Annotated in this window: 25 protein-coding genes and 1 tRNA gene; 10 read left to right on the plus strand and 16 right to left on the minus strand. The window is 70.2% G+C overall.

Annotated elements, in window-relative coordinates; genetic code table 11:
* Nucleotides 1–81 precede the first annotated feature (81 nt).
* Both ACFVFH_RS12545 and ACFVFH_RS12550 read right to left on the minus strand, forming a co-directional pair.
* A complete protein-coding gene (locus tag ACFVFH_RS12545; RefSeq protein ID WP_383766376.1) occupies nt 82–402 on the minus strand; it encodes a hypothetical protein in 321 nt (106 codons plus the stop codon).
* Nucleotides 403–539: 137 nt separating this feature from the next.
* Nucleotides 540–1,178, minus strand: coding sequence for a winged helix-turn-helix transcriptional regulator (locus tag ACFVFH_RS12550; protein WP_383766379.1), 639 nt, complete (start codon nt 1,176–1,178; stop codon nt 540–542).
* A gap of 46 nt (nt 1,179–1,224) precedes the next feature.
* On the opposite strand from ACFVFH_RS12550, the gene ACFVFH_RS12555 reads away from it, so the two are divergent.
* Nucleotides 1,225–2,667 (plus strand): MFS transporter, encoded by a 1,443-nt coding sequence (locus ACFVFH_RS12555; RefSeq protein WP_383766382.1) that lies wholly within the window; start codon nt 1,225–1,227, stop codon nt 2,665–2,667.
* A 295-nt stretch (nt 2,668–2,962) separates the two neighbouring features.
* On the opposite strand, the gene ACFVFH_RS12560 is transcribed toward ACFVFH_RS12555, so the two are convergent.
* From ACFVFH_RS12560 to ACFVFH_RS12570, 3 genes are all read right to left on the minus strand, one after another.
* Nucleotides 2,963–3,769: an SGNH/GDSL hydrolase family protein gene (locus tag ACFVFH_RS12560; protein WP_383766385.1), complete on the minus strand. Its 807-nt coding sequence runs from the start codon at nt 3,767–3,769 to the stop codon at nt 2,963–2,965.
* Between the two features lie 425 nt (nt 3,770–4,194).
* A complete protein-coding gene (locus ACFVFH_RS12565) occupies nt 4,195–4,365 on the minus strand; it encodes a hypothetical protein (RefSeq protein ID WP_383766388.1) in 171 nt (56 codons plus the stop codon).
* A 157-nt stretch (nt 4,366–4,522) separates the two neighbouring features.
* Nucleotides 4,523–4,927, minus strand: coding sequence for a hypothetical protein (locus ACFVFH_RS12570; protein ID WP_383766391.1), 405 nt, complete (start codon nt 4,925–4,927; stop codon nt 4,523–4,525).
* 178 nt (nt 4,928–5,105) lie between these two features.
* Between ACFVFH_RS12570 and sigJ the strand changes: the two genes are divergently transcribed.
* Nucleotides 5,106–6,146, plus strand: a complete 1,041-nt coding sequence (gene sigJ, locus ACFVFH_RS12575) for an RNA polymerase sigma factor SigJ (protein WP_383766394.1) — start codon at nt 5,106–5,108, stop codon at nt 6,144–6,146.
* A gap of 134 nt (nt 6,147–6,280) precedes the next feature.
* On the opposite strand, the gene ACFVFH_RS12580 is transcribed toward sigJ, so the two are convergent.
* The 5 genes from ACFVFH_RS12580 to ACFVFH_RS12600 all read right to left on the minus strand — a co-directional run bounded on the left by ACFVFH_RS12580 (nt 6,281) and on the right by ACFVFH_RS12600 (nt 10,710).
* Complete coding sequence (locus ACFVFH_RS12580) at nt 6,281–6,664, minus strand: hypothetical protein (protein WP_383766397.1); 384 nt, start codon at nt 6,662–6,664, stop codon at nt 6,281–6,283.
* Nucleotides 6,661–8,412: a hypothetical protein gene (locus tag ACFVFH_RS12585; protein ID WP_383766399.1), complete on the minus strand. Its 1,752-nt coding sequence runs from the start codon at nt 8,410–8,412 to the stop codon at nt 6,661–6,663. The genes ACFVFH_RS12580 and ACFVFH_RS12585 overlap by 4 nt, the downstream gene beginning before the upstream one ends.
* A 407-nt stretch (nt 8,413–8,819) precedes the next feature.
* Nucleotides 8,820–9,086 (minus strand): hypothetical protein, encoded by a 267-nt coding sequence (locus ACFVFH_RS12590; RefSeq protein ID WP_383766401.1) that lies wholly within the window; start codon nt 9,084–9,086, stop codon nt 8,820–8,822.
* A gap of 149 nt (nt 9,087–9,235) precedes the next feature.
* Nucleotides 9,236–9,970 carry an SDR family NAD(P)-dependent oxidoreductase gene (locus ACFVFH_RS12595; RefSeq protein ID WP_383766404.1) on the minus strand — a complete coding sequence of 245 codons (735 nt, stop codon included), beginning with the start codon at nt 9,968–9,970 and terminating at the stop codon, nt 9,236–9,238.
* 32 nt (nt 9,971–10,002) lie between these two features.
* Nucleotides 10,003–10,710, minus strand: coding sequence for an SgcJ/EcaC family oxidoreductase (locus ACFVFH_RS12600; RefSeq protein ID WP_383766407.1), 708 nt, complete (start codon nt 10,708–10,710; stop codon nt 10,003–10,005).
* Nucleotides 10,711–10,795: 85 nt separating this feature from the next.
* Between ACFVFH_RS12600 and ACFVFH_RS12605 the strand changes: the two genes are divergently transcribed.
* Nucleotides 10,796–11,248 (plus strand): MarR family winged helix-turn-helix transcriptional regulator, encoded by a 453-nt coding sequence (locus ACFVFH_RS12605; protein WP_383766409.1) that lies wholly within the window; start codon nt 10,796–10,798, stop codon nt 11,246–11,248.
* A gap of 566 nt (nt 11,249–11,814) precedes the next feature.
* On the opposite strand, the gene ACFVFH_RS12610 is transcribed toward ACFVFH_RS12605, so the two are convergent.
* Nucleotides 11,815–11,888, minus strand: a tRNA-Pro gene (locus ACFVFH_RS12610).
* A gap of 146 nt (nt 11,889–12,034) precedes the next feature.
* Nucleotides 12,035–12,973, minus strand: coding sequence for a metallophosphoesterase (locus ACFVFH_RS12615; protein WP_383766410.1), 939 nt, complete (start codon nt 12,971–12,973; stop codon nt 12,035–12,037).
* A 79-nt stretch (nt 12,974–13,052) separates the two neighbouring features.
* Here ACFVFH_RS12615 and ACFVFH_RS12620 point away from each other — a divergent pair, with 79 nt between their 5' ends.
* On the plus strand, nt 13,053–13,517 hold the full coding sequence (locus tag ACFVFH_RS12620) for a GatB/YqeY domain-containing protein (protein WP_383766413.1): 465 nt from the start codon (nt 13,053–13,055) through the stop codon (nt 13,515–13,517).
* 177 nt (nt 13,518–13,694) lie between these two features.
* Here ACFVFH_RS12620 and ACFVFH_RS12625 read toward each other — a convergent pair whose 3' ends face one another.
* Entirely contained in the window at nt 13,695–15,947 is a 2,253-nt protein-coding gene (locus tag ACFVFH_RS12625; RefSeq protein WP_383766417.1) for a transglycosylase domain-containing protein, read from the minus strand.
* A gap of 763 nt (nt 15,948–16,710) precedes the next feature.
* Between ACFVFH_RS12625 and ACFVFH_RS12630 the strand changes: the two genes are divergently transcribed.
* Nucleotides 16,711–17,061 carry a WhiB family transcriptional regulator gene (locus tag ACFVFH_RS12630; RefSeq protein WP_176729316.1) on the plus strand — a complete coding sequence of 117 codons (351 nt, stop codon included), beginning with the start codon at nt 16,711–16,713 and terminating at the stop codon, nt 17,059–17,061.
* Nucleotides 17,062–17,080: 19 nt separating this feature from the next.
* Here ACFVFH_RS12630 and ACFVFH_RS12635 read toward each other — a convergent pair whose 3' ends face one another.
* Both ACFVFH_RS12635 and ACFVFH_RS12640 read right to left on the minus strand, forming a co-directional pair.
* Nucleotides 17,081–18,730 carry an ArsA family ATPase gene (locus ACFVFH_RS12635; RefSeq protein WP_383766419.1) on the minus strand — a complete coding sequence of 550 codons (1,650 nt, stop codon included), beginning with the start codon at nt 18,728–18,730 and terminating at the stop codon, nt 17,081–17,083.
* Complete coding sequence (locus tag ACFVFH_RS12640) at nt 18,727–19,713, minus strand: ArsA family ATPase (RefSeq protein ID WP_383766422.1); 987 nt, start codon at nt 19,711–19,713, stop codon at nt 18,727–18,729. Before ACFVFH_RS12640 ends, ACFVFH_RS12635 begins: the two co-directional genes overlap by 4 nt.
* A 71-nt stretch (nt 19,714–19,784) precedes the next feature.
* Between ACFVFH_RS12640 and ACFVFH_RS12645 the strand changes: the two genes are divergently transcribed.
* The 4 genes from ACFVFH_RS12645 (at nt 19,785) to ACFVFH_RS12660 (ending at nt 22,419) form a co-directional block, all read left to right on the plus strand.
* Complete coding sequence (locus ACFVFH_RS12645; RefSeq protein WP_003967454.1) at nt 19,785–19,943, plus strand: DUF4177 domain-containing protein; 159 nt, start codon at nt 19,785–19,787, stop codon at nt 19,941–19,943.
* Nucleotides 19,943–20,413: a RidA family protein gene (locus ACFVFH_RS12650; RefSeq protein ID WP_093547591.1), complete on the plus strand. Its 471-nt coding sequence runs from the start codon at nt 19,943–19,945 to the stop codon at nt 20,411–20,413. Before ACFVFH_RS12645 ends, ACFVFH_RS12650 begins: the two co-directional genes overlap by 1 nt.
* Nucleotides 20,414–20,698: 285 nt before the next feature.
* On the plus strand, nt 20,699–21,592 hold the full coding sequence (locus ACFVFH_RS12655) for an NUDIX hydrolase (protein WP_383766425.1): 894 nt from the start codon (nt 20,699–20,701) through the stop codon (nt 21,590–21,592).
* Entirely contained in the window at nt 21,589–22,419 is an 831-nt protein-coding gene (locus ACFVFH_RS12660; protein WP_383766427.1) for an MBL fold metallo-hydrolase, read from the plus strand. The genes ACFVFH_RS12655 and ACFVFH_RS12660 overlap by 4 nt, the downstream gene beginning before the upstream one ends.
* A 336-nt stretch (nt 22,420–22,755) precedes the next feature.
* On the opposite strand, the gene ACFVFH_RS12665 is transcribed toward ACFVFH_RS12660, so the two are convergent.
* Complete coding sequence (locus ACFVFH_RS12665; protein ID WP_014046869.1) at nt 22,756–23,430, minus strand: Crp/Fnr family transcriptional regulator; 675 nt, start codon at nt 23,428–23,430, stop codon at nt 22,756–22,758.
* 253 nt (nt 23,431–23,683) lie between these two features.
* Here ACFVFH_RS12665 and nth point away from each other — a divergent pair, with 253 nt between their 5' ends.
* Nucleotides 23,684–24,670 (plus strand): endonuclease III, encoded by a 987-nt coding sequence (gene nth / locus ACFVFH_RS12670; protein WP_383766430.1) that lies wholly within the window; start codon nt 23,684–23,686, stop codon nt 24,668–24,670.
* The last annotated feature ends 38 nt before the right edge of the window (nt 24,671–24,708 follow it).

Genomic DNA, 24,708 nt, shown 5'->3' on the forward strand with positions numbered 1-24,708 from the left:
CTTCGAATCCGGGCCCGAAGGTCCGCTCCCGGGCCGTGGTGGCGCGAGGTCCTGGACGGGCCCGCTCACCCGAGCGCGAGGCTAGCCGTTTTCCCGGCCCGGCAGAGGTGCACCGTTCAGGAAGGCGCGGTAGGGCTCGACGGCATTCGGCTCGATCTCGGGGTCGTCGGGGCCGTAGCGGGTGTCGGTGCGATCCCGCTTCGGTCCGGAGATCCAGAACTCCTCGTCGGTCTGCACGTCGTAGAAGTTCGCATCGGACATTCCCCCTGCCCGGCGCAGTGTCCTCCCGCGAAAGTACGCGGTGCTCCAGGTCTTCGAGAAGTTCACCCACCCGATCCACGAGGGCCCGCGGTCGGTGTTGTAGCCGCTCTTCAACTGCACGAACATGAGGCGTTGAGGCATGCGCTCAGGGTCCTGCACGGGCCGCACCCGTGCCAGCCATTTTGCGGGCGCCCACGAGATCTTGCCCGCAGTGGCAGTGGCAGTGGAGTGGCAGTCGCCGTCGCTGTCATCGGCCGTCGGTCGTTGGCCGTTGGTCGTCAGTTGTCGGACGGGCTTGGAACCCTGGGGCCCGAGCGGTCCCACCCGGGGGCGCGGACGTCGACCGTCAGGGTGTTCATCTCGACCTCCTCGCCGCAGGTGCGACAGATCCACGCCGCATCGAGATCGTGCGCATGCGCGGCCACCTGCCCGTCCATCGGCTCGTCCGCGTGGACGTCGGCCGACACGTCCGCGTGCGTACTCGGTTCGTGGAGCATGACCACCGGCCGGTCCTCCCGTACCCACCGATCGCCCCAGTCCAGCAGCGCCCGGATGACCGGAGCGAGGTCACGGCCCGAATCGGTCAGGTGGTACTCGTAACGCGGCGGGCGTTCGTTGTAGGGCCGACGCTCCACCACTCCCGCCTGTTCCAGTGAGCGCAGGCGTGCCGCGAGCCGGTCGCGGGGCGCGCCGGTGTTGCGGGCGATCGCCTCGAACCGGTGGTTGCCGAAGAAGATCTCGCGCACCGCCAGAAGCGCCCATTTCTCGCCCACCACATGCAGCGCGGCAGCCGCCGAGCAGGGCCGACCGGGCAGCGCAGCCGTCGCAGTGGTCGTGGCGGTCGCGGTGGTCGCAGCCGTCGCGGTCGTCGTGGCAGTGGTGGCAGTACGGGCGCGGGATTCCTGTGCAGCACTCATCACCACAAGGTTGCCATCTCAAACTCACTGGCGCTACCTTGCCGCCATGACAGTTGGAAAATCAAACTCACCCTCTCCGGCGGCGACAGCGGGCCAGCCGATCGCCGCCTCCTCCCCGCCCACTTCACGGGCCACTGTCTGGATCATCTCGGCCGGTGTCTTCGTGGTGAACCTCGATCTGTTCATCGTCAACGTCGCGGTCCCCGCGCTCGGTGACGCCTTCGACGGCAGCTCCCTGGCCTCGCTGTCCTGGGTGCTCAACGCCTACGCGATCGTCTTCGCCGCGCTGCTCGTCGTCGCGGGCCGGCTGGCCGACCGGTACGGCCACCGCCGCGGTTTCCTCCTCGGGCTGGCGGTCTTCACCGTCGCCTCCGCGCTCTGCGCCCTCGCCCCGGGAGTCGGCTGGCTGGTGGCCGCCCGGGCGCTGCAAGCGGCCGGAGCAGCCGCGCTGATGCCGACGTCCCTCGCGCTCCTGCTGGTCAACACCCCGGCAGAGCGCCGCCCCCGGGCCATCCGGAGCTGGGCGGCGATCGGCGGCATCGCGGCCGGTCTGGGCCCGGTGGTCGGTGGCGTGCTGGTGGAGGCGGACTGGCGCTGGGTCTTCCTCGTCAACGTGCCGGTGGGGGTGATCGGGCTGCTCGCGGGCGCGCGGCGGCTGCCCGACGCCCGCCCGCACCGCGAGGGCCCCTTCCCGGACCTCGTCGGGGCGGTGCTGCTCACCCTCGCCATAGGCGCGCTGGCCCTCGCGCTGGTCAAGGCGGACGCCTGGGGCTGGAGTTCGCCGCGTGTCCTGGTCGCGCTGGTCGCGACGGCCGTGCTCGCCGCAGGATTCTGGGTGCGCTCGGCCCGGCATCCGGCCCCGGTCGTCGAACTGCCGCTGCTGCGGACCCCGGTCTTCGCGACGGCCACCCTCGCGGCCCTGCTCTTCACCGTCGCGTTCGCGGCGATGCTGCTGACGGCGGTGCTCTGGTGCCAGCAGGTGTGGGGGTACTCGGCGATCCGTACCGGACTCGCCGTCGCGCCGGGCCCGTTGGTCGTGCCCGTGCTCGCGGTCCTCTCCGGACCGGTGGTCCGCAGGCTCGGAGCGGGGCGTACGGCGGCGGCCGGCTGCCTGCTCTTCGCCGCCGGGCTGGCCTGGTGGGCCGTCGCCCTTGATACGGCTCCGGGCTACGCGAGCGGCTTCCTCCCCGGCATGCTGGTCACCGGCCTGGGCGTCGGCCTGGCCCTCCCCACCCTGGTCGGCGCGGCCGCCGCGGCGCTCCCGCCCACCCGGTTCGCCACCGGATCGGCCGTCACGACGATGGCCCGGCAGACGGGTTCGGTGCTGGGGGTGGCGCTGATGGTCACGCTGCTCGGGGCGCCGGACGGGCCGGGCGAGGCGCTCGACGCGTTCCGCCACGGCTGGTGGGCGGCAGCCGTCACCGCCGTACTCGCCGCGATCGGCGCCTTGGCCCTGCACAGGCCGGGAGCCGCGTCGGACCCCGCTTGACCTTCGCGCCCGACCTTCCCACCTGACCCTTACGCCCGACCTTCCCGCCCGACTGTGACGGGAGTGCTGGGAGGTTCGAGGAAGCGCGGGGAAGAGAAGGGGGTTCGCGGAAGCGCGGGGAAGAGAAGGGAGGTTCGAGGAAGCGCGGGGGAGTGCGGGGAAGTTCGGACAGGCGCGGAAAAGCTCGGGGGGTGCGAAGAAGCCCGGAGGAGCGCGACGGAGTGCGGCGGGCCACCGAGGGAACCCCCGGTGGCCCGCCGCACTCCCGCACTCCCGCGCTTCTCTCGCCCGCGTCCTACGCGGCCGAGCGGAAGGCCGGGAGGTAACCACCGGACTGGCCGGCGGCCTTGGGGTGGTACGAGTTGTAGATCGGCAACGACACACTGTGGAGCCACGGGTCACCGGAGCACAGCTCATGCCCGGTGAACTCGTCGACCACGCTGGAGAACGTGAACCCGGCGTCGGCCGCCTGCTTGGCGATGACCCCGTTCAGCACGTCGGACGCGTTGTTGATGGCCGACCGCTCCTTCTCCGAGAGCCCGGCGATACAGCTGCCGCTCAGCTGGTAGAAGCGCGGGTAGCCGAGCACCACGACATGGGCCTGCGGGGCCCGCGAGCGGATGGAACCATAGAGCGAACTCAGGCCGGAAGGCAGTGAGTTCTGAATCTGCGACACGGCCGTGGAGACGCTGCTGAGGCAGGTGGCCTCGCCGGACAGCACGCAGTCCTGCATGACATCGGCGAACCCGACGTCGTTGCCGCCCGCAGTGACGCTGACCAGACCGGTGGACGAGCTCAGCGCCCCCAGCTGGGTCCCGGCCACCGAACTGGTCGTGGCACCGGAACAGGCCACGAAGGCGAAGGAGGAAGGGGAGTTCGCAGCGGCCCAGAGGTAGGGGTAGGCGTTGGTGCTGCGGCGGCAGTCGCCGCTGTCGGAAAGATAACTCCCGGCGCCGACGCCGGAGGAGTACGAGTCGCCGAGGGCGACGTATCCGTCGGCGGCGGCCGAGGAGTTCGCCGAGGCCGGCTGGGCCATGCCCAGTGCGGCCACGGCGGCGAGGACCAGAGTGGATGCGGACGCCCAGAATCTCCGTACTGACATGGCTGTCAGCCCTCCGAAGTGTGGGGGGTGGGTGGGGGGTTGATTGAGCGCCACGTTTCTAGCAGCTGAAGGTACCGGCCGGTAATAGCTGCGGAAGAACTAGTCTGATATGCCCGAATGATCGTTCGGGCGTCATAGCTCCGCGCGTAGATAAACCCCTGACCGAGACCCGAACGGGTGGCATATCGGCAGGGGGTCGCATGGCGGGCAGGGGCGTACCGGTGCCCGAATTTCCGGATTCACGGCTTCAGCGGCTCATCGAGTGCACCGATGTCCGAGCCGACGGGTCATTCATGAGGCACAGAAAAAGCACAGAAAGAGCACAGAAAAAAAAGCACAGAAAAAAACCGCCCTCTGCGGCGGCAATCCCCCGAGGGGGCGCCGCCGCAGAGGGCGGTTTTCGTGGTTCTACGGAGATACGAGGATCAGTTGTGGCCGAACCTCCGCTGCTTCCGGTGGGAGACCTGCTCCGAGATCGAGTGCACCGTTTCCTGCGCGGTCGTCGGCTGCTTCTGCTCCTTCGCCTCCGGAGCAGTGCTGCGTTCATGGCCGCCGCTGCGGGCACCGCGGTTCTGTCGACTCTGCTTCTTGCCCACGATCGTGCCTCCTGTTGCGGAACTCGGACGATGGGCCATCACCAGATTCGCATGTGGGTGCGAAAGGTGCATTCTGGGTGGTAGCGGCCGAGCGCGACTCCCCCGGATACGCAGCGTGCACGGCCTCCGCCACCGGCGTGCGCGGTCCCGCCAGCGGCTACGACCGCGTGCCGTCGGGCCCCGGCGCGCGGCCGGTCAGCACCTGGCCCAGCGCCAGCACGCTGAGGCCGAACATCAGGACGCCCAGGGGCACATGGAGCGAGGGCTTGTGCGCGATGCCCAGCACCACCTGCACGGAAGCGAGTACGAGGAAGCCGGACGCGTAAAGGATCGGGCGCGGCGAACCACCGCCCGGCCGCCAGGCCAGAACCGCCGCGAGCACGTACAGCATCGACGCGCCGTACATCACCCGTGCCCCGACACTGTGCAGCGTCTCGCCGTAGGACGTGGAGAGCAGCAGACCGGCCGTGGCCGCCTGGAAGAAGATGGCCAAGGTCTGAAGCGCTATCGAGACCTGCATGAACGTGACTCTGCCCGGTGCTGCGGTCGTCCGTGTGGTCATGACACGGTCCCCCTCTTCTGCCTCGCGGCGGTGGATCAGTAATGTCTCGGTAGTTCGACGACACAGGGCCGCGGAATGTGAGGCCGGGCGCGGCCCCCATCGCCCGGTGCACCACGAACGAAGCGAACCGCGACCGAGAAGAACACCGGCTGAGGAGAACAAGGGAGCGGCCACGGCCATGAGCACCCCATCCGACCCGGCGCACACCCAGCCGGACCCGGCCCCCACCTCCACCGCCCCCACTCCCACCGCCCCCACGGACCAGGCGCACGCCCCCGCCACCGGGGCGCACGCCCCCGCCACGCCCGCCCCGAGCCTGATCGCCGACGAGCGGCGTCGGCTGATCAACCTCGCCTACCGGCTGCTCGGCTCGCTGGCCGAGGCGGAGGACGCCGTACAGGAGACCTACGCCCGCTGGTACGCCATGCCGAGGCACCGGCAGGAGGCCGTGGAGGTGCCCGCCGCCTGGCTGACGACGGTGGCCGGCCGCATCTGCCTGGACGTGCTCGGCTCGGCACGGGTCCGGCGCGAGGCCTACGTCGGCGCGTGGATCCCCGAGCCGCTGCCCGACCGTACGGAGTGGTTCAGCGGGCGGTCGGGCGGCGGTGGGGCCGAGTCGGCGGACCCCGCCGACCAGGTCACCCTGGACGAGTCGGTGGACATGGCCTTCCTCGTCGTACTGGAGTCGATGACACCGGCCGAGCGCGTGGCGTTCATCCTGCACGACGTCTTCCGGTACCCGTTCGCGGAGATCGCCGAGATCGTGGACCGGACCCCGGCGGCCTGTCGGCAGCTGGCGTCCTCGGGGCGCCGGAGGGTCCGCGCCGCCCGTACCCCGATGGTTCCGGCGGCCGGGCAGACCGGCCTGGTGCGACGCTTCAAGGAAGCCTGGGAGGCCAGGGACATCGGGGCTCTCGTGGGCCTCCTCGACCCCGACGCCACGATGACCGCCGACGGTGGCGGTCTGGTCGGCGCCGTCCTCCGCCCGGTCCGGGGCAGCGATCGCATCGCCCAGTACCTGATCCACATCGCCGACAAGGCCCCGGGCCTGACGCTCCTGGAACGGACGGTCAACGGCCGACCCGGCTTGGTCGCCCAGCACACCGGCGTGCCCGTGACCGTGGCCGCGTTCAGCCTCACGGCCGACCGCGTCACCCACATCTGGGCAGTCCGCAACCCGGAGAAACTCCGCTCATGGACCGCCCCCCTGGAGAGCTGACCCGCACCAAGGGCGATCAGCCCTCGGGGAGCGGCCGTCCTGTCCGAGCAGAACCCCTGTCCGAACAGAACGGGCGATCAGCCTTCGGGGAGCGGCCGTCCTGTCCGAGCAGAACCCCTGCCCGAGCAGAGTCCCTAGCCGAGCAGCGTCACGACGGCAGCCGTGAGGCCCTGCACAACGGTGACGACGGCTGCCGCGGACCCGACGGCGAGTTCGAGATCTTCGAGGTTGTCCCTGATACGGCGCCGGTCGGGCCGGGCACTGTTCAACTCTTCCTCGATGCGCCGGGCCGTGCGGCGCGCCAGATCGGCGTTGCTCAGCTCTTCCGCATGGTGCTCCAGGGCGGCGTGCAGCTCCGAGAGCCTCGCCAGCGCGTCCTGGAGCTCGGCGCCCTGCCCCGTTCCGGCGTACGACTGCTGTTGGCTTCCACCGATCCGGCCCGTGTTGACCTGGTTGCCGCTTCCCGTGATGTGGACGCCGCTGCTCGTGCCACGACCCCGCCAGATGTTCATGCTCATCCCTTCGGCTGTGCGTTGTCGCCTTCGGCGTTCTTCGTCTGACCGCCGTGCATGTTTCCGGTATTGACCTGGTTGTGATCGCCGTTGATGAAGATCTTGGTGACGACTTCCTGTGCCTGGCGCCTGAAGTCGCCGGTGTAGACGCCGTGATCGTCGAGGAACGCACCGACGGTGGTGAACATCCGTGACTGGAGGATCGAGATGTGCCGGGCCGCGTCTTCCGCCTGATGCATGTCTTCCGGTGCGTCGAGAGCGCAGTGTTCCCGGAGGCTGACGGGCTCGCCGTCGTCCGCCTGCTCTGCCCGGTCGAGAGCCTCCGCCGCCCGCTGCTGCGCGAACCGCCCGAGCAAACCGCCCAGGACCACGTTCGAGGCGCGGATGAGCCAGGTACGGGCGCCATGTGCCAGCGCCACGGTGTCGCCGACGGCATGAACCGGGGTGACCAGGACTTTCGCGGCGAGTTCCCGCCCCCTCGCGGTTTCGGAGCGGGCTTCGGCCCGGAGAGGGGCCATGACATGCGGCCGGGTCACGAAGTGGAGCGTTCTTCCTTCGAGAGCGGCATGCGCGAACACCGTGACGACGATCTCTCCCTGCCAGTCGACGACCTGCGCGGCGAGATATCGACGCGAGTGATGGCCGGACGGCGCCCGCGTCCCTTCCTGGATCATCTCGTGTGCCTCCGGCCACCTGCCGTCGAGATCCCCTCTCGGGCCACCGGGCTCGCGGTAGGGCTTCCGCGTGAGCGTCCTCCACCGGGACTGCGGAACGGTGAGGACCTCGAAGATGTCGCAGTGAGGCAGGGCATGGGTCTCCACCAGGACACCGCTGAGACGTTCGAGCTCGACGCGGAGCCTGTCCATCAGCTCATCGGCCTCGAACCTGCGGATGCCGGCCGGCTCGTCCTCCGGGGCTGCCCCGGCCTGCGCGGGCAACGTCGGCGGGGGCGCCGCCGCTCGTGCGCTGCCGGGCTCCGCGTTCTCCTCGGCGTCGGTACGAGGGGCGGCGGTGAGCTGGATCCGGGGGCCACTGGCCCGCCAGGCATCGAGTCCGGCACCGACGAAGCGATGGACTCCGGCCTCCTTCCGGTACGGGATGCTCTGCCACCTCTCGGTCACCTCGCATTCGGCGATGCGTGCCCTCGCCCGTGGAGCGAGGCGCGGGCGGACCGCCGAAGCCCTCCGCCGAGGGCCCAGCGAGGCCAGGTGAGCCAGGCACGACCAGCGATCCACCGTGTGGACGACGGTGAGCAGGAAGGCCGTCCACACGGCGGCGGCGACGGAGTCCCGTACCGCGAACGACAGGGCGGACGCATGGGTCCGCACCTCTGACCAGGCCAGGTAGCCGCCTGCCACGACGAGGAGCAGCGGAACGAGAGAGCTGGAGCCCCAGCGGAGCAGTGCGTGGAGGAGCCCCGCTCCGACGAGGTAGTGGTGGAGCAGCACCATCACCATCAGCGCCAGGGCACCCCAGGGATGGCGCACCACCATCAGACCCACCGACCCGGCCGCCACGATGTCGCGCAGCCGGCGCTGGCGGTGGGCAGCGACGCTGTGGGTCAGGACGAGAGGAAGGCTGAATCCGAAGGAGGGCGCGGGACGTTTTCGCGCGTTGAGCACGTTGTCCAGGGTCCAGCGGACGAGTACGTCTCCGGCGAGGGGGCCCAGGCGCCGGATGTCGCGTACTTCGTGGCCCAGCGCACGGTCCTGCCACTGCCCCACCAGATCGCGCGCCTGACCGATACGGTCCACACGCCCGTGCATGGCCCCCGCGAGCAGACGGGCCACTTCGTTCGACGGCGGCCGCTCGTCACGTTCCGCATAGGTCGTTCGCGGGGGACGGAGCGGGCCGGCCCCGGTGGCCGGCTCGCATCCCTTCCGGAGCGCGACGGCTGGAGCGGCATCGATATCGGTATCGGCATCGGCATCGGTACTGTCCGGCCGGGTGACGATCACGCGGGACGAACCGCTCGGCACAAGGGCTCGCCAAGGCAGCAAGGACATAGGCCACCTCCCCCGAGACGCCCTGCTTCACGGCGGCCCATCCTGCCCATGATGGATCGGACCGGTCAGGAGAAGCCGGGGCAAGTCACCGGGACGGGTGACGATCGGGAACGAGCTGCCGCGAGAAAGATCGTTTCTCGCGGCAGCGGCCGGGCTCAGCCCATTTCCTCGCGAGCGGCCTTGAGATCGTCCACCAGGAACACGTCCTGGGACCACTGCCCGGGCCATGCGGCGAGTATCAGATCCTTCGGTCCCGCCTCGGCCAGCATCGTCCGCTTCTCGGTCACGCGGGTGGCTTGGCTGACGATCCCCTTCGCGTCGACCTGGATCAGGGTCACGGTCTGCCCGCGCCAGGGGAACCCGCCCTCAACTGCACTGGTGCGGCGGAGCGATGAAGCGTCGAACTCAGCGAATCTCGGCATGACGTGCACCTTAATATCAGAAAAGCCCATAGTGGATACTTCGCAGACTCCCTCGGGCACCACAAGGTTGTGCCGCAGCGTCCGGAACCGCGGCAGGAGCGGGTGCGGCGAACTGCGTCACCCCTCTCGGCAGTCCAGGAGCGCCTGGCTCAGGTCCCGCCGAGCATCTTGAGTACGGTCCTGCGCGGCAGGGAGCGGGTGGCCGCGGCGAAGAGCGTGTTCCGTCGTCCGGAGATGACGGTGGGCCGCCTGCGCCGGTGCAGGGCGGTGAGGGCCGTCCGTACGACGCGTTCCGGGGACTGCACCGGCACGGAGCGGCTGTCGCCGTCGGAGTGCGGCTGGGATTCGGTGGCCGTCATGCCCGGACACAGGCCCATCACGTAGATGCCACGGTCCTTGTGTTCGTGCCAGAGGGACTCGGAGAAGGAGGTCACGAACGCCTTGGTGGCGGCGTAGACGCTCAGGTCCGGCATGGGGGCGAACGCCAGGGTCGAGGACACGTTCAGCAGGCTGTCACCGGGTTCGGCACGGGCGAGGAACCGATGGGCGAGGGTGACGAGCGCTTCGCAGTTCAGCCGCATCATCGCCAGCGTCCGATGGAGCGGGACCGTGGCGAAGGGGCCCGGCACGGTGGTGCCGGCGTTGTTGACGAGCAGTTGGACCCGGCGGTGCCCGTCGAGTGCCCCGGTGACCTTCCGCAGGCCGTCGGGGGTCGTCAGGTCGGCGGCGATGTGCGAGTGGTCCGGGCCGAGTTCGTCGGTCAGCGACCGGAGTCCGTCCTCGCTCCGGGCGACGGCGATCACCTGGTGGCCGCGCGCCGCCAGTTGGCGGGCGAACTCCCGCCCGATCCCGGCTCCGGCGCCGGTCACCAGCGCGGTGGGCATGTCCGCGCCCCGGTTCCGGGCGCCGAGCGGGTTCACTTCTCGGCCGCGGGCTTGGTGCCGGGGGAGAACAGGAACGAGATGCGTTCCATGACGCGCTGGCGCTTGGTGTTCTGGAAAGCGGCGATGCGCCATGCGCCGTCGGCCTGGCGGACCAGGGTGTAGGTCTGCGTCTTGGAGAGGTCGGCGGCCTTCGGCTCCCCGCCTTCGTAGGTGTCGCCGCGGCTGGTGGCCACGGCGGTGTCGGGGCCGTAGAAGCGGATGCTGAGCCATGAGTCGGAGAGCTTGGTCCCCTTGAGGAATCCACCGAACAGGGCGCGGTGGCCTTCGGCTATGTCGCGTCGGCCCTGGTAGGCGGTGCCCACGTAGGTGGTGTAGGTGGCGTCCTCGGTGAACAGGTCACCGTACGCGGTGGCGTCGTGGCGGGCCCAGGCGTCCTTCATCGCGCTCAGGACGCCGCAGACGGCGCGGTGGTCGTCGGCGGTCGCCGAGCCGGCCGGAGTGGCGGTGATCTCGGGCTCGACCGCGTTGCAGTCGCTCACACCGAGGTTCTTCGCGTCGGAGGTGGCGCCGAGCCACAGGTATCCGCCACCTGCGGCAACGGCCAGCGTCAGCGCGGTGACACCGAGGATGATCTTTATGCGGCGACGGCGGCTCTTCGGGGCCGACGTCCGGACGGTCGTGAGCGGCTCCAGGTGCTTCTGCTGCTCGGTCTGCGGGGTGCTGGTGGCGTTCATGGTCATGCCCTCCCGTGATAACTTCTTAAGAGAAGTTACTGCGTCGAAGATTTCTCTTCTTCGAGGAAGAGATTAAGGAGTGGAGGAGCCCTTGTCAACGCCGGAGATGCGCCCCGATGCCAGCCGGATCTACCGCCAGTACCTCAGTGCGGTGTTGCTCCACAGCCACGCGAGCGCGCGGGCCTGCGAGCTCGGCGCCACCGACCTGTACGCGCTCAACATCCTTCAGTTGGCGGGCGCGATGACCCCGGGCGAACTGGGTACGCGCACCGGTCTGACGACCGGGCCGACCACCCGCCTGATCGACCGTCTGGAGCGGGCGGGCTACGTACGCCGCGTGCCGGACCCCACCGACCGCCGCAAGGTCACCGTCGAGCCACTCGGTGAGCCCGCCGGGCTCGACCTCGCGATGGCCCCCGCCCGTCAGAAGGTCGGAAAGATTCTCGGCGGCTACACCCAGGACCAACTCGACGTCCTCTTCGACTACTTCACCCGCGCCACCGAGGCCTACCAGGAAGCCGCCGAGCAGCTGCGCGACTGGTGAGCCGCCATGACGGGATGCGGCAGCGCGGGAGGCGGTCCCCCTGGCCGGGTGCCGACCTCGCCCCCGGATGTGCGCCGATCGTCGTCCGCCGGGCCGTCGCGGGCGGGCCTCGCTCGGCGGCTCGGACCGACCGGGCCCTGAGACGTTGCGGATCATGCGGCCGGGGCGTCTCCGGGCGTCTCCGGGCGTCGTCGAGGGTGCCGGGCCGCGGGTCGGGCCACTCGACGACGGGGTTCATCGCCTGGCGCGGGGAGGCAACTGGTCGACCTGCCGGTCGCGTTCGTGGTGGTCGAACGGGTCCACCTGGTCGGGAGCGGCATGGAAGGCGCCGTGGCCGCGCGTGCGGGCCTGGTGGCTGCCGCGGGTCCCGCCGGGGTGATCACATGCCGGGAGAAGCCGGCCAAGATCCTCTCCCGGCTCTCTCCCGGCTCTCTCTCGATCCTCTCCCGGATCTCTCCCGGATCTCTCCCGGATCTCTCCCGGATCTCTCCCGGACGATCACCGGAAATGCAGGAGGGGCCTGACCCGCTCTCGCGGATCAGGCCCCTGACCTGGTCTTTCAGCTGTCGGGGTGGCGGGATTTGAACCCACGACCTCTTCGTCCCGAACGAAGCGCGCTGCCAAGCTGCGCTACACCCCGATCGTCGCCGGTGTTCTGGCGACATCGATTACTTTAGCCCACCCGCGCCCGCAGACGAAATCCGGTTTCGGTGCCGGTGGGCGGGGGCAGGGCCGGGGCGCCGTCGTGGTGGTTGCGGGGCGGGGGTGCGGGTGCCCGGTCGGGGGTCAGTCCTGGGCCGTCAGGGTCAGGAGGGTCGCCTCGGGCGGGCAGGCGAAGCGGACCGGGGTGTAGCGGTTGGTGCCGCAGCCGGCGGAGACGTGGAGGTAGGCGCGGTGATCGTCCACGGAGTGGGTCGAGAGACCCTTGACCCGGTCCGTGTCCAGGTCGCAGTTGGTGACCAGGGCTCCGTAGAAGGGGATGCAGAGCTGGCCGCCGTGGGTGTGACCGGCCAGGATCAGCGGGTAACGGTCCCTGGTGAAGGCGTCCAGGGAGCGCAGGTAGGGGGCGTGGACCACGCCGATGGAGAGGTCGGCGCCCGTTTCGGGGCCGCCCGCCACCTCCGCGTAGCGGTCGCGCTTGATGTGCGGGTCGTCCAGGCCGGTGAAGGCGATCTCCAGGCCGTCGAGCTTGAGGTGGCCGCGGGTGTTGGACAGGCCGAGCCAGCCCGCCTCGTCGAAGGCGTCGCGCATCGGTTCCCACGGGTTGTGGACCACGCCGACCGCGGGTGCGTTCCCGTTGAGGCCGTGCTTGCCGTGGGCCTTCTCCAGGAGGTAGCGGGCGGGGTTGCGGAGCTTGGGCCCGTAGTAGTCGTTGGAGCCGAAGACGTACACCCCCGGGAACTCCATCAGCGGGCCGAGCGCGTCGAGCAGCTCGGGCACGGCCTCCGGGTCGGAGAGGTTGTCGCCGGTGTTCACGACGAAGTCCGGGCGCAGGCCCGCCAGCGACTGGAGCCAGGCGCGCTTCTTGCGCTGGCCGCTCACCATGTGGATGTCGGAGACCTGGAGCACGCGCAACGGGCGTGCCCCGTGCGGAAGTACGGGGATGGTGACCCGCCGGAGGCGGAACGAGCGGGCCTCGAATCCGGCGGCGTAGGCGAGACCGGCTGCGCCGATCGCCGCGCCGACTGCCGTGACTTTCAGGGGTACTCCGTAGCGTGCGCGCATGTGTCCATCGTCGCAGACACCGTGCGGCCAGCAGAAAACCGGCGGGCGCCGGTCGCCCCGTACCTGCCACAATCAGCACATGACCACGCTCAAGTCCAAGCTCAAGGAAGACCTCACCACGGCCATGAAGGCGCGTGACGAGCTGACCTCGTCCACGCTCCGGCTGACCCTCACCGCCATCACGAAGGAGGAGGTCAGCGGCAAGTCGGCCCGCGAGCTCTCCGACGACGAGGTGCAGAAGGTGATCGCCAAGGAGGCGAAGAAGCGCCGTGAGGCGGCCGAAGCCTTCGCCCAGGGCGGCCGTGCGGAGCAGGCCGAGCGTGAGAAGGCGGAGGGCGAGATCCTCGACGCGTACCTGCCGAAGCAGCTGAGCGACGACGAGCTGGGCGCGATCGTGGCGTCCGCAGTCGAGGAGGCCAGGGCCGCCGGGGCCGAGGGGCCGCGCGCGATGGGCGCCGTCATGAAGATCGTGAACCCCAAGGTGGCGGGGCGCGCGGACGGCGGGCGGGTGGCCGCCTCGGTGAAGAAGCTTCTCGCGGGCTGAGCCCCTGCGGCGCACGGCGTACGTGGCAGATGCGGCGTACGCGGCAGGCGCGGCGTACGTACCGGGGCGTCCCGTGACGGTGCGGAGACAGGTGCGCACAACGGCATACATATATGAAGGGGTGCCCCGGACCGGAAGGAATCGGTCCGGGGCACCCCTTCATAGGAGCCGCGAGGGTCAGGGGCCCTGCGTGCCCGCGATGGTCTGGCCGCCGTGGTTGCCGTGCCCGCCGCCGTTGTTCCCGCCGCGCCCGCCGCCGTTGTCTCCGCCGCCGTTGTTTCCGCCGGGCTTCTTGTTGTCGGAGCCGGGCTGTCCCTTGTCCCGGCCCCGGTTCCGGCCCTTGCCCCGGTCGTCGTTCTTCTGCGGGTCCGGGATGTCGATGGTGTTGAACGGGGGAGCCGCCACTCCGTTGAGGGCGCCCGTCATCGCGTCACGCCAGATCGGTCCGGGGACCTGTCCGCCGTACACCTTCTCCTGGTAGACGCCACCGATCGTGATGTTCTCCATCTCGACGCTCTGCGACGGGCTGCCGACCCAGACGGCACCGGACATGTTCGGCGTGTACCCGACGAACCAGGCGTTCTTCCGGGCGTCGGTCGTACCGGTCTTGCCCGCGTTGTCGCGGCTCTGCAGACCGGCCTGCTGGCCGGTACCGGAGTCGACCACACCGCGCAGCAGCGTGTTGACGGTGTCGGCCGTGGTCTGGGACATCGCCTGCGAGCAGGAGGTCTTGGGCACGGGCAGCGAGCTGCCGTCGGCCTTGTGGACCGACTCGATGGCGATCGGCGTGCAGTACGTACCGCGGTTGGCGAAGGCGGCGTACGCGCTCGCCATCGTCAGCGGCGACAGACCGTTGGAGCCCAGGGTCAGGGTCGACGGGTTCTGCGGGAGCTTCGTGCCGTCGCCCTGCACCACGCCGAGCTTGTCGGTGATCTGCGAGACGGGGCACATGCCGATGTCCTGGAGCATCTCGACGAAGTAGGTGTTGACCGACTTCGCCATCGCCTCCTTCAGCGCGTACGGGCCCTTCTCGGACTCGCTCTCGTTCTCCAGGTGGTACTTCGGCACACCGTCGTTGATCCACGGCTTCCCGCAGGACTGCACGGTGTCCGGGTAGTCCATCTCGTACGGGGACGGATAGGTCTGGGTGGCCGGCTTGCCGCCCTCTATGGCCGCGGCGGCGAGGAACGGCTTGAACGTCGAGCCGGTCGGGAAGCCGTAGTTGGAGCCGCCCATGGCCTTGTTGACCGAGTAGTTGTACTGGGTCTCGTTGGTCCCGAAGCCGTACGGCTTGGACTGGCCCATGCCCATGATCTTGCCGGAGCCGGGCTGGACCAGCGTCACGGCCGTCGCGACCTTGTCCGACTTGTAGACGTGGCTCTTGATCGAGGCCTGCACCGACTGCTGGGACTGCGGGTCGAGCGTCGTCCGGACCGTCAGGCCGCCCTGGTTCCAGATCTTGGCCCGGTCCTCCTTGGACTTGCCGAAGACCGGGTCGGTGAGGAAGACATGGCGTACGTAGTCGCAGAAGAAGCCGGCCCCGCTGACGGCGGTGATGCAGCCGTTCTTCGGCTTCTTGACCTTCAGCTTGATCGGGCGGGCCTTCGCCTTGTCGGCCGTGGCCTGCGAGACGTTCCCGACGTCCGCCATGCGCTGGAGCACGGTGTTGCGGCGCTTGGTCGCCTCGGCCGGGTCGTTGACCGGGTCGTACCGGCTCGGCGACTGCACCGCACCGGCCAGCAGCGCGGCCTCCTCCAGCGTCAGGTCCTTCGCCGACTTGGAGAAGTACCGCTGGGAGGCGGCCTCGACGCCGTATGCCTGCTGCCCGAAGAAGGTGATGTTGAGGTAGTTCTCCAGGATCTTCTTCTTGCCGAGCTCTTCCTCGACCTGGATCGCGTACTTCAGCTCCTGGACCTTGCGGCCCATCGTCTGCTGGGTGGCCTGCGCGACCTTGTCCGGGTCGTCGCCGGCCTCCTCCACGAAGACGTTCTTCACGTACTGCTGGGTGAGGGTCGACGCGCCCTCGGCCGTTCCGCCCGACTGCACGTTGCGGTTCAGCGCGCGCAGGATGCCCTTGAGGTCGACGGCCCCGTGCTCGTAGAAGCGGGCGTCCTCGATCGCGACGATCGCCTGCTGCATGTACGGCGAGATGTCCTTCAGCGGGACCACCGTGCGGTCACGTGAATACACCGAGGCGATCATCCCGCCCTTGCTGTCCAGGATCGTGGTGCGCTGGCTCAGCGGCGGAGTCTTGAGGTTGGCCGGGATCTCGTCGAATCCCTCGACCGTTCCCTTGGTGGCGAGCCCCAGTGCTCCGGCGGCCGGCAGCGCGATGCCCGCGAGCACAACTCCGGAGAGTGCGGCGACACCGAGGAACTTGGCGGCCTGCTGGGTCGTCGAGAGACCCCCGCCCGAGCGCTTCTTTGGCATGGAGGCAGCCTAATCCGTCGTCGGCGGCGTTCTGCGGGAGCGGGGGCCTCTCGCGGCGTTCGAGTACCAGACCGTGACATCCGGGCGCAGGTGGATGCCCGTTCGGCGGCTCCCGGCGGCTCCCGGAGCCTTCCGGCGGCTCCGGGAGCCTTTCGGTGTCGTCCGATGCGGCCGGATGGGGATGCCGGATGGGGATGCTGGGTGGGGACGCCGGGGGCGATGCCGTCCGGTGGAGCTCGATGCAGGCGGACGCATTCGGACGCATCAGACGCATCAGACGCATCACACGCGTCGGACGCGTCGGACGCATCGATGGAGCCCGGTCGGCGGGGTCTCGGCGCTCCGTGGCCGCCGCCATGTCCGTGACGGCCGAGCAACGCGAGGCACCTACGTTCTCATTCGCCGGACACACGTATATGCCTTGGCCTAAGCTGCTCTCAACTGTCACAGCAGTCCGGTTCCGTATCAACCCCCGTGCAGGTCCCGGCCACGAGTTCAGCGCTCCCGAATTCACCTCGTGTGTCATTGAACGTCCGTTGTGATCCAGGTGAACTGTCCCGATTGCGACGGGATAGTCGCGTATGCCCTCGCCTCACTCCCCTGGGTGATCTGCCGCATACGCATAGTCCGTTCGGGCCATTCAAGATTGGGCCCGAAGGGGGTGTTGTGCTGTCGCCACCTTCCGTAACGTCCTCAACTGGCAGCGGTGAATATGCCGTTTCCGCCGTGGGGGAGCCTCGATTCGGGAGAGGACGGCGCCGTGATGGGCTGGGTAACCGACTGGAGTGCGCAGGCAGCCTGCCGCACTACCGATCCGGATGAACTGTTCGTACAAGGGGCAGCGCAGAACAGGGCCAAGGCGGTGTGCACCGGATGCCCGGTGCGGACCGAGTGCCTGGCCGATGCGCTGGACAATCGCGTCGAATTCGGCGTGTGGGGTGGAATGACCGAGCGGGAGCGCCGCGCGCTGCTGCGCAGGCGGCCCACCGTCACGTCCTGGCGCCGGCTGCTGGAGACCGCGCGCAGCGAGTACGAGCAGTCGACGGGCATCCTGCCCGTGGCGATCGGGCTGGACGACGACGAACTGCACGAGAGGTTCGCCGCGGTGGGATAGGACGAACGAGCGGCTACAGCTACACCACTCCGGCCGGGGCGGAACCGGTCGCGAGCCGTTCTCCGACGGCTCGAAGTCCTTCGAGGTCATGTACATCGCCAGGCAGCGCGACGACCTGGGCCATGGCGACCTCGGGGTGCAGCGCGGTGAAGCGCTCGCGTGTGCGCTGTTCGCGCGCGACGACCTGCATCCGTTCGGCATGCAGGCGCAGCAGACCTGCGGTCAGCTCATCGACGGAGGTGGTCCCGGATGCGTCGGGAGCGGCCACCGGCGTGGGCTCGCGGTCCTCGGTGTTCTCGTGCGCGGGATGGTCGGGCGTGGCGTCGGGAGTGGTGTGCGATGTGGCACCGGGAGTGTCAGTGGCTTCGGGGGAGGCGGCCGACCGTTCGGCCCGGTCACGAAGTCCAGCCTTCCCGGCCGTCTGATCCACAATGCCGACCCCGTCAAGATTTTCTGCATCAAGATTTTCTGCGGCGGCCAGGGCCTGCTCGGCGGAGAGCCGGGCGGCATCGCTGCCATGGACCCGGTTGAGCACCAGCCCGGCCAGCGGCATCTCCTCCGCCGCCAGCCGTTCCACGAAGTACGCCGCCTCGCGCAGCGCGTCCCGCTCCGGTGTCGCGACGACGAGGAACGCCGTTCCGGGTGCCTGGAGCAACTTGTACGTGGCATCGGCCCGGGTACGGAATCCGCCGAACATGGTGTCCATCGCCGCGACGAAGGTCTGTACGTCGCGCAGGAACTGACCGCCGAGCAGTTTGCCCAGGGTGCCGGTCATCATCGACATGCCGACGTTCAGGAACTTCATCCCGGCCCGGCCGCCCATCTTCGCCGGGGCCATCAGCAGCTTGATGAACTTTCCGTCCAGGAACGAACCGAGCCGCTTCGGCGCGTCCAGGAAGTCCAGCGCGGAGCGCGACGGAGGGGTGTCGACGATGATCAGGTCCCACTCGTTGCGCGCGCGCAGCTGCCCGAGCTTCTCCATCGCCATGTACTCCTGTGTGCCCGCGAATCCGGCCGACAGGGATTGGTAGAAGGGGTTCTCCAGGATCGCGCGGGCCCGCTCGCCGTCCGCGTGCGCCTCGACGATCTCGTCGAAGGTCCGCTTCATGTCGAGCATCATGGCGTGCAGTTCCCCGGCGTCCTCGCCCTCGATGCCCGGTACCCGGCGCGGGATGTTGTCCAGCGAGTCGATGCCCATGGACTGGGCGAGCCTGCGGGCCGGGTCGATGGTGAGGACGACGACCTTGCGGCCGCGCTCCGCCGCCCGTACGCCCAGGGCCGCCGCGGTCGTGGTCTTGCCGACGCCACCCGAACCGCAGCACACGACGATCCGGATGTCCGGGTCGTCGAGCAGCGCGTCGGTGTCCAGCGTGGGGGCGGGGGTGGGGCAGGAGGCGTCGGAGGTGGAAGCGGGACCGGAGGCGGAAGCGGGACCGGAGGCGGAAGTGGGGGCGGGAGGAGGAGCGGCCGCGGTGGAAGACGTGGAAGAAGCCGTGTCCTTCGAGAGCGTTGCGTTCCTGGGAGGCGTCGCGTTCGTCGAGAGCGTTGCGTTCCCGGACCTGGAAGGTGCCGCGTTCGTCGAAGACGTCGCCTTCCTAGGAGGTGCCGCGTTCATCGAGGCAGCCGTACCCGTCGTGGCGGCCGTGGCCGCGTCCGCGCGCTGTGTCATGCACCCACCCCTTGTGCCGCCCCTTCGCCCACGCCCTGCTTGCGGAGCTCGGTCGCCAGCTCGTAGAGACCGGCCGGGTCCATCCCCTCGCCGATCAACGGGAGTTCGTACCCGGGAAGCTCCAGGTCCGCGAGCACGGCACGTTGCTCCCGCTCCAGCTCGACCCGCTGGGCGTGCTCGGCCGCCTGCTCGACCAGGGGGCGTACGAGCCCCGCGGAGCCGGTCACCCCGGCCCTGGTCAGCGCCTTGGCGATCTCCTTGCGGCGGCCGCCGGCGGCGGTGCGCAGGGTGTCCTCGTCCAGCAGGTGGGGGCGCACCATGTTCACGATGACCCGGCCCACCGGCAGGTCGGCCGCCCGCAGCTCGGCGATGCCGTCCGCGGTCTCCTGGACCGGCATCTCCTCCAGCAGCGTCACCAGATGGACGGCGGTCTCGGGGGACTTGAGCACCCGCATCACGGCCTGCGCCTGATTGTGTATCGGGCCGATCCTGGCCAGCCCCGCCACCTCGTCGTTCACATTGAGGAAGCGGGTGATGCGGCCGGTGGGCGGGGCATCCATGATCACGTGGTCGTAGACGTACCGGTTCTGCTTGTCCTTGCGGCGTACGGCTTCGCAGGCCTTGCCGGTCAGCAGGACGTCCCGCACGCCGGGCGCGATCGTGGTGGCGAAGTCGATCGCGCCGAGCTTCTTGAGCGCCCGGCCCGCGCTGCCCAGCTTGTAGAACATCTGGAGGTAGTCGAGAAGGGCGCGCTCGGCGTCGATCGCGAGGGCGTACACCTCGCCGCCGCCCGGTGCGACGGCGATCTTGCGCTCCTCGTACGGGAGGGACTCCGTATCGAAGAGCTGGGCGATGCCCTGCCTGCCCTCGACCTCCACGAGGAGGGTGCGCTTGCCCTCGGTCGCGAGGGCGAGCGCGAGGGCGGCGGCGACCGTGGTCTTACCGGTACCGCCCTTGCCGCTGACGACCTGGAACCTGCTCACGTATTCGAGCCTAACCAGTCACACCGCAGGCTACGCACGAGGCTGCGCGTGCCAGGTATTACAGTCGGGCCATGACCAAGTGGGAATACGCGACCGTGCCCCTTCTCGTGCACGCGACCAAGCAGATTCTGGACACCTGGGGCGAGGACGGCTGGGAGCTGGTCCAGGTCGTTCCCGGCCCGAACAACCCCGAGCAGCTCGTGGCCTACCTGAAGCGGGAGAAGGCGTAGTGGCGGGCGCCGTCGAGGCGAAGCTCGCCGAGCTCGGGCTGACGCTGCCGGACGTCGTGCCTCCGCTGGCCTCGTACCAGCCGGCCGTGCGGTCGGGTGTGTACGTGTACACCTCCGGCCAGCTGCCGATGGTGGACGGCAAGCTCGCGGTCACCGGCAAGGTCGGTGCCGAGGTCACGCCCGACGAGGCCAAGGAGCTGGCGAAGACCTGCGCGCTCAACGCGCTGGCAGCCGTGAAGTCCGTCGCGGGCGATCTGGACCGGATCGCGCGTGTGGTGAAGGTCGTGGGCTTCGTCGCCTCCGCGTCCGACTTCACCGGGCAGCCCGCCGTGATCAACGGCGCCAGCGAGCTGCTGGGTGCGGTGCTCGGCGACAAGGGTGTGCACGCGCGCAGCGCGGTGGGTGTCGCGGTGCTGCCGCTGGACGCGCCGGTCGAGGTCGAGGTCCAGGTCGAGCTGGTCGGGGCCTGAGGACGCAAGGGGCGTCAGGGGCGTCAGGGGCGTCAGGGCATCAGGGGCGTCAAGCGTCTGCTGTTCCTGCCGCCCCTGCTGTCTTCCTGCTCGTCTCTGATGTCGCCGCGGTCCCTGCCGCGCCTGCTGTCTTCCTGCCGTCTCTGCCCGCCGCTGTAGTCCCCGCCGTCTCTGCTCCTCCGATCCCGGCCGGTCATGACGACCGGGCGGGATCATCTGTGTACGGGGCATGTACGGATCCCCGCACCTCTCGAACATCGGCGCGGTTCCGGATAGCCTCCGGCCATGTCCAATGGTCAGTGGTACCCACCGGAATGGCCCGACCGGATCCGGGCACTCGCCGCAGGTGAGCTGACGGCCGCGGCCCCGAAGCGGGCCGCCACCGTGATGCTGCTCCGGGACTCCGCCACTGGCACCGATGGCGGTCCCACCGTCCACATGCTGCGCCGCCGCACCTCCATGGCCTTTGCCGGCGGGGCGTACGCCTATCCGGGTGGCGGGGTCGACCCGCGCGACGACGACCGGCTCGTCGGCTGGGCCGGGCCCGCGCTGGAGACCTGGGCCGAGCGGCTGGGCGTCGGTACTCCGGCCGAGGCCCAGGCCATCGTCTGCGCGGCGGTCCGCGAGACCTACGAGGAGGCGGGCGTGCTCCTCGCCGGACCCGGCGCGGACACGGTGGTCAGCGACACCACGGGGGCCGACTGGGAGGCGGACCGGGCGGCGCTGGTCGCCCGGGAGCTGTCCTTCGCCGCGTTCCTGGACCGGCGAGGTCTGGTGCTGCGCTCGGACCTGCTGGGCGCCTGGGCACGCTGGATCACCCCGGAGTTCGAGCCCCGCCGCTATGACACCTGGTTCTTCGTCGCCGCGCTCCCCGAGGGCCAGCGCACCCGCAACGCCTCCACGGAGGCCGACCGCACGGTGTGGATCGGGCCGGGCGAGGCGGCCGACGGATACGACCGGGGCGAACTGCTGATGATGCCGCCGACCATCTCCACGCTGCGGGCGCTGAGGCCGTACGGGACGGCCGCCGAGGCCCTGAAGGCGGCGGAGTCCCAGGACCTCGCCCCCGTGCTGGCACAGGCGAGGCTGGAGGGTGACGAGTTGGTGCTGAGCTGGCCGGGACACGACGAGTTCACCAAACACATCCCGAGCGGCGGCGCGGGCGGTGGGGCCGGATGAGCGAGGCCGCGGCCCTTCCGGGGCAGCCGCGCGGCGGGGCCCTGTCCGGCCCCGCCACCCGCCGTGCCGTCAACGTCCTCGCGCCCAACGCCTCGCCGATGACGCTGGACGGCACCAACACCTGGATCGTCGCGGAGCCCGGCTCCGATCTTGCCGTCGTCATCGATCCGGGCCCGCTGGACGACACCCACCTGCGGGCCGTCATCGACACCGCCGAGCGGGCCGGCCGCCGGATCGGGCTCACCCTCCTCACCCACGGGCACCCCGACCACGCGGAGGGCGCCGCGCGGTTCGCCGAGCTGACCCGTACGAAGGTGCGCGCCCTGGACCCGGCGCTGCGGCTGGGCGACGAGGGGCTGACCTCGGGCGATGTGATCACCACCGGTGGACTGGAGCTGCGCGTCGTGCCGACCCCCGGGCACACCGCGGACTCGCTCTCCTTCCATCTGCCCGCCGACCGGGCGGTGCTGACGGGCGACACGATCCTCGGCCGCGGCACCACGGTCGTGGCGCATCCGGACGGGCGGCTCGGCGACTACCTCGACTCACTGCGGAGGCTGCGCTCGCTGACCGTCGACGACGGCGTGCACACGGTGCTGCCGGGGCACGGCCCGGTGCTGGACGACGCACAGGGCGCGGTCGAGTTCTACCTCGCGCACCGCGCCCACCGGCTGGCCCAGGTGGAGACCGCGGTCGAGGCCGGGCACCGGACGGCCTCGGAGGTGGTGGCGCAGGTGTACGCGGATGTGGACCGGTCCCTGTGGCCCGCGGCGGAACTCTCGGTGCTGGCGCAGCTGGAGTACTTGGGCGAGCACGGGCTGATCTGACGCACGGGCGCGGCACGCGGATGCGGTGCGGGGTGTCGCGGGGGTGGTCGGGCGCGGGGCGCGGCGCGTGGGTATGTCAGCCGTCAGCCGTCAGCCGTCAGCCGTCAGCTGCCGGCCGCCGGTACGCGGGTTCCGGCGCGCGGGTACGGACGTCAGCCGTCAGCCGTCTCCCGCCGGTGCGAGGGGTCCCGTACGTGCCCCGCGCGAGCGGCCCGATGTGCGGTCCCGTACACAGGCCCCGACGCGGGCCCGTACCCAGCCCCGTGCGCGACCCCGCACGTGTGGAAGGCCCCGCCGTTCGGCGGGGCCTTCCACACGCGTGGGCAGACGGTCCGGCTAGCGGGACCGCTTCGCCAGGCGCTCCACGTCCAGCAGGATCACGGCGCGCGCCTCCAGGCGCAGCCAGCCGCGTCCGGCGAAGTCGGCGAGTGCCTTGTTGACCGTCTCGCGGGAGGCGCCGACCAGCTGGGCCAGCTCTTCCTGGGTCAGGTCGTGGACGACGTGGATGCCTTCCTCCGACTGGACGCCGAAGCGGCGCGACAGGTCGAGAAGGGCGCGGGCGACGCGGCCCGGTACGTCGGAGAAGACCAGGTCGGACATCTGGTCGTTGGTCTTGCGCAGACGACGGGCGACGGCACGCAGGAGGGCCGTGGCCACCTCGGGGCGGGCGTTCAGCCAGGGCTGGAGGTCGCCGTGGCCCAGGCCGAGGAGCTTGACCTCGGTCAGCGCGGTCGCGGTGGCGGTGCGCGGGCCCGGGTCGAAGAGCGACAGCTCGCCGATCAGCTCGCCGGGGCCGAGGACCGCCAGCATGTTCTCGCGTCCGTCGGGGGAGGTGCGGTGGAGCTTCACCTTGCCCTCGGTGACCACGTAGAGGCGGTCGCCCGGGTCGCCCTCGTGGAAGAGCGCGTCGCCGCGTGCGAGGGTCACCTCACTCATCGAGGCGCGGAGCTCCGCGGCCTGCTCATCATCGAGCGCCGCGAAAAGCGGGGCGCGCCGCAGAACGTCGTCCACGAGATTTCTCCTTGTCGGCCTGTTCAGGGAACCGTGGTCCCCATCATGCCGGACGGTAAAACAGTGCGATCAATCACAAACCAGTTTGACGCACGGGCGTGCCGAATCGTGCGGCAGGGGGCCGATTGGGGGCTGATGCACGGTGACAGGGGCGGATGTCAGTGCGTGGCTCTAGGCTGGCCGGGTGTCCAAATCGCCGGTGAGAGCGCAGGCCAAGGGGGCTGATGGGGTGTCGGAAGGCCGTGATTCCGCTGTGGGCGAACAGGGGGCGATTCGCCCGAAAAAAGCGACAAAACGTCCCGCGAGGGAGTCGGTGAAGGGCCTCGCGAAGGCGAAGCCCGCAGCACCGTCCGCAGGAGGAGCACGGGCCGCAGGGGCGGCACCGGCCGCAGGAGGAGCGTCGGTCGCAGGAGGAGCGTCGGCCGCTCCCTCGGTGCCGGCGGCGGGAGCGGCGCGGGCAGGGGCGGGGCGGAAGCCGGAATCGCGGCTGGCGATGGTGCGCCGTGCCCGGAGGATCAACCGCGAGCTCGCCGAGCTCTACCCGTACGCCCACCCCGAGCTGGATTTCCGGAACCCCTTCGAGCTCCTGGTCGCCACGGTCCTCTCCGCGCAGACGACCGACCTGAGGGTCAACCAGACGACCCCCGCGCTCTTCGCCGCCTACCCCACCCCCGAGGACATGGCCGCGGCCGTTCCGGAGGAGATGGAGGAGCTCATCAGGCCGACCGGATTCTTCCGGGCCAAGACGAAGTCGCTGATAGGTCTCTCCGTGGCGCTCCGGGACAGGTTCGACGGCGAGGTGCCGGGCAGGCTCGACGATCTCGTCACGCTCCCCGGGGTCGGCCGCAAGACCGCCAACGTCGTGTTGGGCAATGCCTTCGGCGTCCCGGGGATCACCGTCGACACCCATTTCGGACGGCTGGTCCGCCGCTGGAAGTGGACGGAGCAGGAGGACCCGGAGAAGGTCGAGGCCGAGATCGCCACGATCTTCCCCAAGAGCGAGTGGACGATGCTCTCGCACCGGGTCGTCTTCCACGGCCGCCGCATCTGCCATGCTCGCAGGCCCGCCTGCGGCGCCTGCCCGATCGCCCCGCTCTGCCCGGCGTACGGCGAGGGGGAGACGGATCCGGAGAAGGCGAAGAAGCTGCTGAAGTACGAGATGGGCGGGCGGCCGGGGCAGCGGCTGAACCCGCCCGCGGACTACCCCGGCGAGCCCGCACCGCCGCTCGGGGCCGACTGAGACGCGGCACCGCTCGGAGCCGGGGCGCTCCGCCGGTT

The sequence above is a fragment of the Streptomyces sp. NPDC057697 genome (genome assembly GCF_042799335.1).
In the GTDB taxonomy this organism is placed as follows: domain Bacteria; phylum Actinomycetota; class Actinomycetes; order Streptomycetales; family Streptomycetaceae; genus Streptomyces.